The organism is Nocardioides lijunqiniae, assembly GCF_015024225.1.
In the GTDB taxonomy this organism is placed as follows: domain Bacteria; phylum Actinomycetota; class Actinomycetes; order Propionibacteriales; family Nocardioidaceae; genus Nocardioides; species Nocardioides lijunqiniae.
The window spans coordinates 33,389-45,964 of sequence record NZ_JACJGM010000013.1 but is presented as its reverse complement, the minus strand read 5'-3'; the positions used below and the strand labels follow the sequence as shown (position 1 = coordinate 45,964).

Sequence of the window (12,576 nt, the reverse complement as noted above, 5' to 3'; positions counted from 1 at the left end):
TATATTGGTGGCACGCCCCAGTCGTGAGCACCCGGAGGACCGATGTCGGACCTGTACCGCCCCACCCACCCCGTGCGCCTGGTCACGGCCTCGGCGCTGTTCGACGGCCACGACGCCTCGATCAACATCATGCGGCGGATCCTGCAGAGCCAGGGCGCGGAGGTCGTCCACCTCGGCCACAACCGCTCGGTCCAGGAGGTCGTCGACGCGGCGATCGAGGAGGACGTGCAGGGCGTCGCCGTGTCGTCGTACCAGGGCGGTCACGTGGAGTACTTCGAGTACCTCGTCGAGTCGCTGCGCGCCCAGGGCGCCGACCACGTCAAGGTCGTCGGCGGCGGGGGCGGCGTCATCGTCCCCGAGGAGATCGCGCGCCTGCGCGAGTCGGGCGTCACGATCTTCTCCCCCGAGGACGGCCAGCGCCTCGGGCTGGTCGGCATGATCAGCCAGGTCGTGCAGGACTGCGACTTCGACCTCTGGGCCGGGCGCCAGGTGAGCGCCGAGCAGGTGCTCAGCGGCGACCGCTTCGCGATCGCGCGCGCGATCACCGCCGCCGAGCGCGGCCAGCTGCCCGCCGACGTGCTGGACCAGCTGCGCGCCGCGGGCGCCCGCCACGCCGTGCCGGTCCTGGGCATCACCGGCACCGGCGGCTCGGGCAAGTCGTCGCTGACCGACGAGGTCGTGCGCCGCTTCCGGCTCGACCAGCAGGACAAGCTGCGCATCGCCGTGCTGGCCGTCGACCCGACGCGCCGCCGCGGCGGCGGCGCCCTGCTCGGCGACCGGATCCGGATGAACAGCCTCGACGGCGACCGGGTGTTCTTCCGCTCCCTGGCGACGCGCGGCGCCCACGAGCTGCCCGAGCACCTCAGCGACGTCCTCGACGTCATCAAGGGCGCCGGCTTCGACCTGGTCGTGGTCGAGACGCCCGGCATCGGGCAGGGCGACGCGGCGATCGTGCCGTTCGTCGACACCTCGATGTACGTCATGACGCCGGAGTTCGGCGCCGCCTCGCAGCTCGAGAAGATCGACATGCTCGACTTCGCCGACCTCGTGGCCATCAACAAGTTCGAGCGCCGCGGCGCCAAGGACGCGCTGCGCGACGTGGGCCGCCAGCTGGTGCGCAACCGCGAGGCGTTCGGGCAGCAGCCGGCCGACATGCCGGTCTTCGGCACGTCGGCGGCGACCTTCAACGACGACGGCGTGACCGCGCTCTACCAGCACCTGCGCGACCTCCTGGCCGACCGCGGCCTCACCGTCTCCGAGGGCGCGCTGCCGGCCGTGGACGTCAAGCACTCGTCGGGCATCCGCCAGGTCGTGCCGTCGGAGCGGGTGCGCTACCTCGCCGAGATCACCGAGACCGTCCGCGGCTACCACGCCCGCACGGCTGAGCTCGCCGAGGCGGCGCGGCGGGTGCAGCGCCTGGAGCTGGTGGCGGCCGAGCTGGCGGCCGGTGACGGCCTGGACGCCGGCGGCGTCCCCTCGCTGCTGGAGCAGGCGCGCAAGGACCTGCCCCACGAGGTCGCCGAGCAGCTCGAACGCTGGCCGGACGTCGTGGCGTCGTACTCCGGCGACGAGCAGGTGACCCGCGTGCGCGACCGCGAGATCACCACCCGGCTGACGCGCGAGTCGCTGAGCGGCAACAAGATCCCGCGCGTCTCGCTGCCGCGGTTCACCGACCACGGCGAGCTGGTGCGCTTCTGGCGCGGCGAGAACCTCCCGGGCTACTTCCCGTTCACCTCCGGCGTCTTCCCGTTCAAGCGCGACGGCGAGGACCCCGCCCGGATGTTCGCCGGCGAGGGCGACCCCGCGCGCACCAACCGCCGGTTCAAGATCCTGTCGGCCGACGGCGACGCCAAGCGGCTCTCGACGGCGTTCGACTCCGTGACCCTCTACGGCCGCGACCCCGACCCGCGCCCCGACGTCTACGGCAAGGTCGGCACCTCCGGCGTCTCGGTGGCGACGCTCGACGACATGAAGGTGCTCTACGACGGCTTCGACCTGGTCGCGCCGTCGACCTCGGTGTCGATGACGATCAACGGCCCCGCGCCCACCGTGCTGGCGTTCTTCCTCAACACCGTCATCGACCAGCAGGTCGACGCCTTCCGGGCGAAGGGGGATCGCGAGCCGTCGGAGGAGGAGCGCGCCATGCTCGCGGCGCACGCCGTCGCCAGCGTGCGCGGCACGGTGCAGGCCGACATCCTCAAGGAGGACCAGGGCCAGAACACCTGCCTGTTCTCCACGGAGTTCTCGCTGCGGATGATGGCCGACATCCAGGAGTGGTTCATCCAGCACCAGGTGCGCAACTTCTACTCGGTGTCGATCTCCGGCTACCACATCGCCGAGGCCGGGGCGAACCCCATCAGCCAGCTGGCGTTCACCCTCGCCAACGGCTTCACCTACGTCGAGGCCTACCTCGCGCGCGGCATGGACATCGACGACTTCGCGCCCAACCTGTCGTTCTTCTTCTCCAACGGCATGGACCCGGAGTACTCCGTGATCGGGCGCGTCGCCCGCCGCATCTGGGCGGTCGCGATGAAGGAGCGCTACGGCGCCAACGAGCGCTCGCAGAAGCTCAAGTACCACGTGCAGACGAGCGGCCGCTCCCTGCACGCGCAGGAGATGGACTTCAACGACATCCGCACCACGCTGCAGGCGCTGATCGCGATCTACGACAACGCCAACTCCCTGCACACCAACGCCTACGACGAGGCCGTCACGACCCCGTCGGAGGACTCCGTGCGCCGCGCGCTCGCGATCCAGCTGATCATCAACCGCGAGTGGGGCCTGGCGATGAACGAGAACCCGCTGCAGGGCTCGTTCGTCATCGACGAGCTCACCGACCTCGTCGAGGCGGCGGTCCTGGCGGAGTTCGACGCCATCAACGAGCGCGGCGGCGTCCTCGGCGCCATGGAGACCGGCTACCAGCGCGGCCGCATCCAGGACGAGTCGATGCTCTACGAGCACCGCAAGCACGACGGCTCGCTGCCGATCATCGGCGTCAACACCTTCCGCAAGGCCGACACCGGCGCCGCCCCGCAGGAGATCGAGCTGGCCCGCGCCACCGACGACGAGAAGGAGTCGCAGCTCAACCGCGTCCGCGCCTTCCAGGCGTCGCACACCGACGAGTCGGCCGCCGCGATCGCCCGCCTCCGCGAGGCCGCGGTCTCCGGCGAGAACGTCTTCGCCGTCCTCATGGACGCCGCCCGCGTCTGCTCGCTCGGCCAGGTCACCGAGGCGTTCTTCGAGGTCGGCGGCCAGTACCGGAGGAACGTCTGAGCGCGGGCACGGCGGAGCCCGGCGTCTCGACACCAGTGAGAATTGAGAGATGACCGCACAACGCGTGGTGTCCCTCGTCCCCTCGATCACCGAGGCGCTGGCGCAGGCACGGCCGGAAGCACTGGTGGGGGCGACCGACTGGTGCACGCACCCCGCCGGCCTCGACGTGACCCGGGTGCGCGGCACCAAGAACCCCGACCTGGCCGCGATCCGCGCGCTCGAGCCGGACGTGGTGGTCGTCAACAAGGAGGAGAACCGCGAGCTCGACGTGCGCAGGCTGCGCGACGCCGGCGTGCGCGTGCACGTGACGGTCATCGAGACCGTGCCCGACGCCGTGGCGGCCTACGACGAGCTCTTCGACGACGTCCTGGAGTGGCCCCGTCCGGACTGGCTGGCGCAGGCGCGCGAGCTGTGGTGCGGGCCGGTGCCGCCGGCGACCGGCAGCTGTGCCGTGCCGGTGTGGCGCGACCCGTGGATGGTCGTGGGCCGGTCGACGTTCACCGGCGACCTGCTGCGTCGCGCCGGCCTGGCCAACGTCTTCGCCGACCACGCCGACCGCTACCCCAAGGTCGAGGCCGCCGAGATCGACGCCGCCGGCGCCGACGTCGTGCTGCTGCCGGACGAGCCGTACGTCTTCACCGACGCCGACGGCCCCGAGGCCTTCACCCGGACCCCGACCCGGCTCGTCAGCGGCCGGCTCATCACCTGGTACGGCCCCTCCCTCGTCGAGGCGCACGCGGCGCTCACGCCGGCTTGACCCGCGCGCGGCCGCCCCGCGATCCTGGGCCGACCCCGCCTGACCTACCTCTCGAGGACCCATGCACCTGCCACGCCTGCACCTGCCGACGCGACGAGACGGTCGGGGGGCGACGCCCGTCGGCGTCGACTTCGGCGGCTCGGGCATCAAGGGCGCGCCGGTCGACCTCGCGGCCGGGAAGCTCGCCGCCGACCGGGTCCGGATCCCGACCCCGCAGCCCTCGACGCCCGAGCGTGTGGCCGAGGTGCTCGTCGACCTGCTGGCGCAGCTCCCGGAGGCGGAGGGTCCCGTGGGCGTCACGGTGCCCGGCGTCGTACGGCACGGCGTGGTCGGCAGTGCCGCCAACATCGACGAGTCGTGGATCGGCACCGACGCCGACGCGCTGTTCAGCCGGGCGACCGGCCGCACCGTGCGCACCGTCAACGACGCGGACGCCGCCGGCCTGGCCGAGGTGCGCTTCGGCGCGGCGCGCGGGCAGTCGGGGCTGGTCATCGTCACCACCCTGGGCACGGGCATCGGCAGCGCGTTCGTCCACGACGGGGTGCTGGTCCCCAACTCCGAGCTCGGCCACCTCGAGGTCGACGGCGCCAACGCCGAGGCGCGGGCGGCCAACAGCGCGCGCGAGCGCGAGGACCTGACGTGGGAGGAGTGGGCCGAGCGGCTCACCCGCTACTACCGCACGGTCGAGCGGCTGTTCTCCCCCGACCTGATCGTGGTCGGCGGCGGCGTCAGCAAGCACGCCGACAGCTTCCTGCCGCTGATCGGGATCGACACCCCGATCGTGCCGGCCAAGCTGCGCAACAAGGCCGGCATCATCGGCGCCGCCCTCTACGTCAGCTGATCGACAGAGTCAGGCCCGTGGGTCGGCGGGGCGCGTGAACGCGTCGGCGAGCCCGGCCAGCACCTGACCGGTCAGTCCGTCGGGCGCCTCGTGGGGCGCGATCAGGCGCTCCATCGCCATGCCGTTGGCCAGGGCCATGATCGCAACCGCGACGTGCTCGGCGGGGATGGTCAGCTCCGACCCGCTCGCGGTCGCGTGGTGGCGCACGGCGTCGGCGATCGCCTCGCACATGGCCGTGCGGCGCTCCTGGAAGCCCTGCGCGGCCGGGTCCTCGCGCACCGCGCGCTGCCACAGCTCCACGAAGAGCAGGTGCCAGTCGCGCTCCTCCTCGCTCGCGTCGTCGAGCCGGTCGCCGAGCGCGCGGGCGATCTCCGACAGCGAGCCCTCGGTCCCGGCGGCGGTGGTCAGCCCGAGCGAGAGGTACGCCGCCGTGCGGTCCTCGACCAGGGCGGCCACCAGGCCGTCCTTGTTGCCGAAGTTCGAGTAGACGGCGCCCTTGGTGTAGCCGGCCTCGGCCGCGACGTCGTCCACGCTCGCGCCGTCGATGCCCCGTCGCCCGAAGACCCGGGCGGCGGCGCTCAGCAGCGTCGAGCGCACCTCGGACCGGGTCGGACGTCGGGTCCGGAGCCGCTCACCCGTCGTTGACATACGGCCCAGGATACTTCACGGTATTGGATACCGCTCGGTATCGAGCGGGGAGGGAGAGGACGCCATGACCGGCACCACCACCCCGGCACGGACGGAGCCGAGCCCGGACGGGGTCGGACGGCTCGGACGCGGCGCGCGGTTCGCCACGCGCTGGGGACTCGGGCACGCCGTGCCGTGGACGGCCATCCGGATGCAGGCGCGGGGCGGCGACCTGCACGCGGCGGCGCTGGTCCGCTCGACGGGGTCCGAGACCCCGGTGGAGCTCTTCGACGAGATCCGCGCCGGAGGCCCGCTCCACCGCTCCCGGCTGTCGTTCGTCACCGCCCACCACGCGACGGTGAAGGAGGTCCTGGCCAGCCCCGACGTCCGCGCCGGCGTCGAGCTGCGCGGCCGGGGACGGCTGGGCCGGATGAGCGACTGGGCCCAGGCCACCGCCCCCATGAGCCCGATCAAGCCACCCTCGCTGCTCGCCATCGAGCCGCCCGACCACACCCGGCTGCGACGCCTGGTGACCCGCGTCTTCACGGCGCGGGCGGTCCAGCGCCTGGAGGCCCGCACCGAGCAGATCGCCGACCAGCTGCTCGACGAGCTGCCCCGGGGCGAGCCGGTCGACCTGGTCGAGCGGTACTGCGCCCGGCTGCCGGTCCTGGTGATCTGCGAGATCCTGGGCGTGCCCGAGAGCGAGACCGAGCTGGTCCGCGCCTTCGGCGCCGGCGCTGCTCCCAGCCTGGACGTCGGCCTCGGCGTCACCGAGCTCGCCCGAGTCGAGCACAGCCTGCGCGACTTCGACGCCTGGCTCACCCAGCACCTCGCCCGGGCGCGACTCCAGCCCGGCGAGGACCTGCTCAGCCAGCTGGCGGTCGCGACCGACGACGACGGAGCCCCGCTCACCGACGCGGAGCTGAAGAACACCGCGGGTCTGGTCCTCGCCGCCGGCTTCGAGACCACCGTCAACCTGATCGGCAACGGGATCGCACTCCTGGCCCAGCACCGCGACCAACGCGCCCTCGCGCTGGCCGACGAGCAGCGGTGGGGCGGCGTCGTCGAGGAGGTCCTGCGCTACGACCCGCCGGTCCTGCTCACCGGCCGCACGGTCGTGCGGGACACCTCCGTCGCCTCCGTGCCGGTGCCGCGCGGCGCGGTCGTCACCGTGCTGCTCGCCGGCGCGAACCGTGACCCCGACGTCTTCGCCGACCCGCACCGCTTCGACATCGCCCGCCCCGAGGCGCACGAGCACGTGTCGTTCTCCGCCGGGCGCCACTACTGCCTCGGCGCCGCGCTCGCCCGGATGGAGGGGCGCGTGGCCCTGCAACGGCTCCACGAGCGCCACCCCGACCTGCGGCTCCGCCCCGGCGCGGAGCGGCGACCCACCCGGATCCTGCGCGGCTACCGCACACTGCCGGCGTCGCTCACGTAGGCCCTCAGGCGAAGGTGGCGCGGGGCTGGGGTTGGCCCGCGCGCTAGCAGCCCGGGCCCTGCCTATCGATCACCTACGTCGGCAGTTCGAGCCCCGGGCGGAGTGCTTCACGCTTGGCCGGGCCGAGCTGGTGACCAACTGCCGACGCTGAGTGTCGGTTGCCGCAACACCAGTCACATGCGCCTCAGCAGGGGGTGCCGCGCATTGCGCGGGCGGCGCGGGCGAAGCCCGTCTCGCCCCGTGCGCCGCCAAGCCGGTCGAGAGAGGCTCCGGGTCAAGGACGGCGAAGCCGCCGCGAAGCGGGCGCCGAAGGCGATCCTTGACGCGGAGACGCGACCGGCTACGCGCGCGGCACCCCAGTCCGTCCCCGAAGGCAGTCAGAGGTGCAGGGGTCTCGACGGGCGCTCGTCGCTGGCGCTCCTCGCTGCTCGACCACCGGAGCATTGGTTTCGAGGCTCGCTGGCGCTCGCACCTCAACCACCGTGGGGTCGGCGTTCGACTCACGGGGTCTCGACGGGCGCTCGTCGCTGGCGCTCCTCACTGCTCGACCACCGGTACGTGGTTTCGAGGCTCGCTGGCGCTCGCACCTCAACGACCGAGGGCCGGCCTGAGGTGGGGTGGGTGGGAGGATTCCGGCCATGGGCCACGGACACTCGCACTCGCACCGCGCCGGGGCCGACGACGGTGTGGAGATCAACCGGGGCGCGCGGCTGAGCCTGCTCGGGCTGCTGGCAGCGGTCGGGGTCGCCACGCTGGTCGGGCTGGCGCTGCTGTGGCCCGACGGAGGGGCCGCCGACGACCTGCAGGGCTCGGTCGGCTTCGCGGCCGAGGGCGTGACCTTCCCGGAGGCGGTCGTCGACGAGGTCGAGCCGGTCTGCGCGTCGGCCGAGGTCTCGCCCGAGGAGGAGCAGTGCGGGCGGATCATGGCGACCGTCGACGACGGTCCCGACCAGGGCACCGAGGTCGCGGTCGAGGTCCCGCCCCAGGTCACGGCGTCCGGCCTCGGTGCGGGTGACCGGCTCGAGCTGGTCCGCCAGCCGCAGGAGGGGGGCGAGGCGTCGTACAGCTACTTCGGCACCAAGCGCACCGGCGCCCTGTGGCTGCTGGGCATCGTCTTCGTCGTGGTGGTGGTCGCGATCGCGCGGCTGCGCGGCGTGATGGCCTTGCTGGGACTGGGGTTCGCGAGCCTGGTGATGTTCTTCTTCGCGCTGCCTGCACTCCTGACCGGGGAGTCCGCCATCCCGGTCGCGCTGGTGGCCGCAACCGCGATCATGTACGTCGTCCTCTACACGACCCACGGCTTCTCCGTGCGCACGAGCACGGCCCTCGCCGGCACCCTCGCCGGGCTCGGCATCACCGCCCTGGCGGGCTGGTGGGCGGTCCGCTCCACGCACCTGAGCGGCATCGCCGGGGAGGAGGGCGGCTTCCTGACGACGTTCACGCCGTCGATCAGCTTCCCCGACCTGCTGACGGCGGCCGTCATCATCGCCGGCCTCGGTGTGCTCAACGACGTCACGATCACCCAGTCGTCGGCGGTCTGGGAGCTGCGCGGGGCCTCACCGACGATGAGCCGCACCCAGATCTTCACCAGCGGCATGCGCATCGGGCGCGACCACATCGCCTCGACGATCTACACCATCGTCTTCGCCTACGCCGGCACGGCCCTCACCCTGCTGCTGGTCCTGCAGCTCTACGACCGGCCGCTGGTCGACCTGCTCGGGACCGAGGAGATCGCCACCGAGGTCGTCCGGTCGCTGGTGAGCAGCATCGGCCTGGTGCTGGCCGTCCCGCTGACGACCGCGATCGCCGCGCTCACCGTGCCCCCCGCGCGCCAGGAGGCCTGAGCCGACGGCGTCAGCCGGGCACGACGAGCTCCTGCAGCGCCCACCGGTTGCCGTCGGGGTCGTCGAACCGCACGAAGCGGCCCCAGGCCTGCTCGTCGACCCCCTCGCACGCGATGCCGCGCTCGCGCAGGTGGGCCAGCGCCCGGTCCGCGTCCTCGACGACGACCTGGACGTACTGCGACGAGCCCGGGGGCATCATGTCGAGCCCGACGCCGAAGCAGATGGAGCACGCCGAGCCCGGCGGCGTCACCTGCACGAAGCGCAGCTCCGGCGTGACCACCACGTCGTGGTCGACGCTCCAGCCCAGGCCCTCGCCGTAGAACGCCACCGCCCGGTCGACGTCGGCCACCGCGAGGGGGACCAGCTCGATCCTGAAGTCCATGACCGTCTCCTTCCTCGGGCCCCGCCTGCGGGGACCACCTGGACGCGAGCGTAGGACGGACCGAGGACAGCACCCGCCCGCACGCGATGGGCCCTGGTGAGCCTCCGTCCGCCGCGTACGCTGGACGGGGTGAGCATCGCTACCGACCGCACCCTCGTCCTGGGCGACCGATTCGCGCGCGAGCTCCCGGAGCTGGCGCTGGACTGGAAGGCCGAGGAGGCGCCCTCCCCCACGCTGCTCGCCCTCAACGAGCCGCTCGCGGGCGATCTCGGCCTGGACAGCGACGCCCTGCGCAGCGACGACGGCCTCCGCCTCCTGGTCGGCAACCTCGTGCCCGAGGGCGCGCACCCCGTCGCGCAGGTCTACGCCGGCCACCAGTTCGGCGGCTTCAGCCCACGCCTGGGCGACGGCCGCGCGCTGCTGCTCGGCGAGCTCACCGCCGGCGACGGGACGCTGCGCGACCTGCACCTCAAGGGCTCGGGTCGTACGCCGCTCGCGCGCGGCGGAGACGGGCTGGCCGCGGTCGGCCCCATGCTGCGCGAGTACGTCATCAGCGAGGCCATGCACGCGCTCGGCATCCCCACCACCCGAGCGCTGGCGGTGGTCGCCACCGGCCGTCCGGTGCGGCGCGAGACCGTGCTGCCCGGCGCCGTGCTGACCCGCGTCGCGAGCAGCCACCTGCGGGTGGGGAGCTTCCAGTACGCCGCCGCGCAGGGCGACGTGGAGCTCACCCGCCGCCTCGCCGACCACGCGATCACGCGCCACCACCCGGAGGCCGCGCAGGCCGAGTCTCCCTACCTCGCGCTCCTCGAGTCGGTCGTCGCGGCCCAGGCGTCGCTGGTCGCGCAGTGGATGCTCGTCGGCTTCGTCCACGGTGTGATGAACACCGACAACATGACGATCTCCGGCGAGACCATCGACTACGGGCCGTGCGCCTTCCTCGAGGCCTTCGACCCGACCACGGTCTTCAGCTCCATCGACGAGACCGGCCGCTACGCCTACGGCAACCAGCCCCTCGTCGCCGAGTGGAACCTCGCCCGCCTGGCCGAGGCGATCCTGCCGCTGCTGCACGACGACCAGGAGCAGGCCGTGGCGATCGCGGTCGAGGCGCTGGGGACCTTCCGTCCGGCCTACTCCGGCGCGTGGACGCGGGGGATGCAGGCCAAGCTCGGGCTGCCCGAGGGCCTCGCCGACGAGGTCGTCACCCCGCTCCTCGGCGACCTGGTCGAGCTGATGAGGTCCAGCCGCGTCGACCACACCGGCTTCTTCCGCGCCCTCGGCGCCGCCGCCCGCGGCGACCTCGAGCCGGCGCGCGGCCAGGTGCTCGACCTGGCGGCCTTCGACGCGTGGGCCGAAAGGTGGCGCGCGCTCGGTCCGGACGGTGACGCGATGGACCGCGTCAACCCCGTCTACCTCGCCCGCAACCACCTCGTCGAGGAGGCGCTGGTGGCTGGCACCGACGGCGACCTCGCACCGCTCGAGCGGCTGTTGGAGGCGCTGTCGTCGCCGTACGACGAGCGGCCCGGTCTGGAGCGCTACGCCGAGCCGGCGCCGGAGGACTTCGGCCACTACACGACGTACTGCGGGACCTAGCCCGCCGGTCCCAGAGGGCTCGGCAGACCCAGAGGACTCAGAAGACCACGGCGTCGTTGGCGGGGTCGGGATCGACGTTGTGCTCGGCGGAGACCCGGGCGCTCGCCTCGAACGGACCCTCGACCCAGACGTCGATGGCGAAGGTGCCCGACCCGGCCGCCAGCGAGCACGTGACGGTCCCGGGCTCGCCCGGCGCCGAGGCGGTGAAGGCGCACGCGGTCCCGACGAAGTCGCGGTCCTGGTGGACGCTCACGCCGGTGAGGCCGGCGACCCGGAAGGTCACGGTCGTCGGGTCGAGGCGCGCCTCGACGGTCATCTCGAGGTGGTGGTGGGGTGCGTAGTAGGCGTGCTGCCCCTGGCCCAGGGAGAGGTCCTCGGTCGTCGGCGGGTCCGGCGTCGGACCGGTGGTCGGGGGCGTCGTGGGCCCGACGGTGGGAGCGGTCGTCGGGAGCGGCGGCAGGTCGCTCGGCACCGTCGGCTGCGGCCAGGGAGGCAGCGTGAGCGTCGGCTGCTCCGTGGTGGACGACGGCGAGGGCGGACGGCCGGGCGTCGTCGAGCCGGTGGGGGCGGGGCTCGTCGCGATGCCGCCGGAGGGACTGGCCGTGGCGCTCCTCGACGGTGAGGCGGGCGTGGACGGCGCCGACGTGTCCTCCGGGTCGCCGGCACCGGGCGTCGGGCTCGAGGTCGCGGCGGCGGGACCCCCGGCGGACCCCGGATCGCCTCCACGGTCGCCGATCAGCGGCTGGGCGGCCCAGGCGGCGCCGAGCATCACCGTGACGAGGACCGTGGCCGCCACGGCGGCCCCGGCCGGACGGCCCACGAGGTGTCGCACCCGGGCCGCGACGGCGGCCACCGTCGGCGCGGCACCCGGGACGGACGCGGCGGCGTACCCGATGCCGGACGCGCCCAGCACGGCCGGCGCGAGCAGCGCGCCGAGGCCGGTGTAGATGGCGCCGAGCTCGAGGTAGGCCGCCGAGCACTCGCGGCAGGACTCCAGGTGCTCCTCGACCTCCTCCCGCCGGCGCCGGCCGAGGCCACCGCGCAGGTAGACCGGCAGCTGGTCGACGAAGGGGCGGCACTCCTCGGACCGGGCCGCCGCCACGTGGGCGGCGAGGTAGGCCTTGCGCAGGCCCTCGCGGGCACGGAAGCTGAGCGCCGCCACGGCGTTCGCCTTCACCCCGAGGAGCCGACCGACCGTCTCGTGGTCCTCGCCCTCGACGGCGGTGTGCCACAGCACCACCTGCCAGCGCTCGGGCAGGGTGGAGAAGGCCGTGGCGAGCAGCTGGGAGTCGGCGTTCTGCGCCGTGGCGTCGGGCACGAGCGGGTCGAGCCCTGCCTCGGAGTGGTCCGCGGTCCACACGTGCCGGCTGTCCTGCCGGACGTGGGTGACGTAGGCGTTGCGGACCGCGGTGAGGAAGTACGGGCGGAACGCCGACGTCGGCCCCTTGCCCGCCCGCAGCGCCTGGAGCACCCGGGCGAAGGCCTCGGCCACGATGTCCTCGGCCGTCACAGGATCGGAGAGGTGTCGCGCCAGGCGGAGCGCGGCGTCGCGGTGGCGACGGTAGAGCTCCTCGACGGCGGCGTCGTCGGCGTCGGCCCGCACCCGCTCGATGAGGCCGAGGTCGCCGTCGTGCGGGGTCGGCGGCCCGTCAGCCGGGTCCTCCGGCCCGCCGGCGCCCCGGGGGTGCCCGTCCTCCTGCATCGTGCGTCACCTCGCTGCTCGTCCACGGCGGGGGCACGGAGACGCCCCCGTCCGAGGCAGCTGGACCCCGGGCGGGGACGTGCCCCCCGGACAGAGACGGAGATGTGGGCACGTCCTTA

9 protein-coding genes are annotated in these 12,576 nt (G+C 73.5%); 6 read left to right on the top strand and 3 right to left on the bottom strand.

Annotated features, from left to right (window positions below; translation table 11 throughout):
• Nucleotides 1–42: 42 nt before the first annotated feature.
• The 3 genes from icmF (at nt 43) to ppgK (ending at nt 4,871) form a co-directional block, all read left to right on the top strand.
• A complete protein-coding gene (icmF, locus tag IRQ30_RS10155) occupies nt 43–3,273 on the top strand; it encodes a fused isobutyryl-CoA mutase/GTPase IcmF (protein WP_193612781.1) in 3,231 nt (1,076 codons plus the stop codon).
• A gap of 49 nt (nt 3,274–3,322) precedes the next feature.
• Complete coding sequence (locus IRQ30_RS10150; RefSeq protein ID WP_193612780.1) at nt 3,323–4,030, top strand: helical backbone metal receptor; 708 nt, start codon at nt 3,323–3,325, stop codon at nt 4,028–4,030.
• A gap of 61 nt (nt 4,031–4,091) precedes the next feature.
• Nucleotides 4,092–4,871, top strand: a complete 780-nt coding sequence (gene ppgK / locus IRQ30_RS10145; protein WP_193612779.1) for a polyphosphate--glucose phosphotransferase — start codon at nt 4,092–4,094, stop codon at nt 4,869–4,871.
• A gap of 9 nt (nt 4,872–4,880) precedes the next feature.
• Here ppgK and IRQ30_RS10140 read toward each other — a convergent pair whose 3' ends face one another.
• On the bottom strand, nt 4,881–5,519 hold the full coding sequence (locus IRQ30_RS10140; RefSeq protein ID WP_193612778.1) for a TetR/AcrR family transcriptional regulator: 639 nt from the start codon (nt 5,517–5,519) through the stop codon (nt 4,881–4,883).
• 64 nt (nt 5,520–5,583) lie between these two features.
• Here IRQ30_RS10140 and IRQ30_RS10135 point away from each other — a divergent pair, with 64 nt between their 5' ends.
• Together IRQ30_RS10135 and IRQ30_RS10130 are read left to right on the top strand one after the other, a co-directional pair.
• On the top strand, nt 5,584–6,936 hold the full coding sequence (locus IRQ30_RS10135) for a cytochrome P450 (protein WP_193612777.1): 1,353 nt from the start codon (nt 5,584–5,586) through the stop codon (nt 6,934–6,936).
• 638 nt (nt 6,937–7,574) lie between these two features.
• Nucleotides 7,575–8,780, top strand: a complete 1,206-nt coding sequence (locus IRQ30_RS10130; protein WP_227467378.1) for a YibE/F family protein — start codon at nt 7,575–7,577, stop codon at nt 8,778–8,780.
• 10 nt (nt 8,781–8,790) lie between these two features.
• Here IRQ30_RS10130 and IRQ30_RS10125 read toward each other — a convergent pair whose 3' ends face one another.
• Nucleotides 8,791–9,162: a VOC family protein gene (locus IRQ30_RS10125; RefSeq protein WP_193607965.1), complete on the bottom strand. Its 372-nt coding sequence runs from the start codon at nt 9,160–9,162 to the stop codon at nt 8,791–8,793.
• 129 nt (nt 9,163–9,291) lie between these two features.
• Here IRQ30_RS10125 and IRQ30_RS10120 point away from each other — a divergent pair, with 129 nt between their 5' ends.
• On the top strand, nt 9,292–10,755 hold the full coding sequence (locus IRQ30_RS10120) for a protein adenylyltransferase SelO family protein (RefSeq protein ID WP_193612776.1): 1,464 nt from the start codon (nt 9,292–9,294) through the stop codon (nt 10,753–10,755).
• A gap of 37 nt (nt 10,756–10,792) precedes the next feature.
• Here IRQ30_RS10120 and IRQ30_RS10115 read toward each other — a convergent pair whose 3' ends face one another.
• A complete protein-coding gene (locus tag IRQ30_RS10115) occupies nt 10,793–12,457 on the bottom strand; it encodes a sigma-70 family RNA polymerase sigma factor (RefSeq protein ID WP_193612775.1) in 1,665 nt (554 codons plus the stop codon).
• Nucleotides 12,458–12,576: the final 119 nt, after the last annotated feature.

Coding starts and splice junctions, on each gene's coding strand:
- IRQ30_RS10135 (WP_193612777.1), top strand. CDS start 5,584: ATGACCGGCACCACCACCCCGGCACGGACGGAGCCGAGCCCGGACGGG.
- icmF (WP_193612781.1), top strand. CDS start 43: ATGTCGGACCTGTACCGCCCCACCCACCCCGTGCGCCTGGTCACGGCC.
- ppgK (WP_193612779.1), top strand. CDS start 4,092: ATGCACCTGCCACGCCTGCACCTGCCGACGCGACGAGACGGTCGGGGG.
- IRQ30_RS10125 (WP_193607965.1), bottom strand. CDS start 9,162: ATGGACTTCAGGATCGAGCTGGTCCCCCTCGCGGTGGCCGACGTCGAC.
- IRQ30_RS10130 (WP_227467378.1), top strand. CDS start 7,575: ATGGGCCACGGACACTCGCACTCGCACCGCGCCGGGGCCGACGACGGT.
- IRQ30_RS10150 (WP_193612780.1), top strand. CDS start 3,323: ATGACCGCACAACGCGTGGTGTCCCTCGTCCCCTCGATCACCGAGGCG.
- IRQ30_RS10115 (WP_193612775.1), bottom strand. CDS start 12,457: ATGCAGGAGGACGGGCACCCCCGGGGCGCCGGCGGGCCGGAGGACCCG.
- IRQ30_RS10140 (WP_193612778.1), bottom strand. CDS start 5,519: ATGTCAACGACGGGTGAGCGGCTCCGGACCCGACGTCCGACCCGGTCC.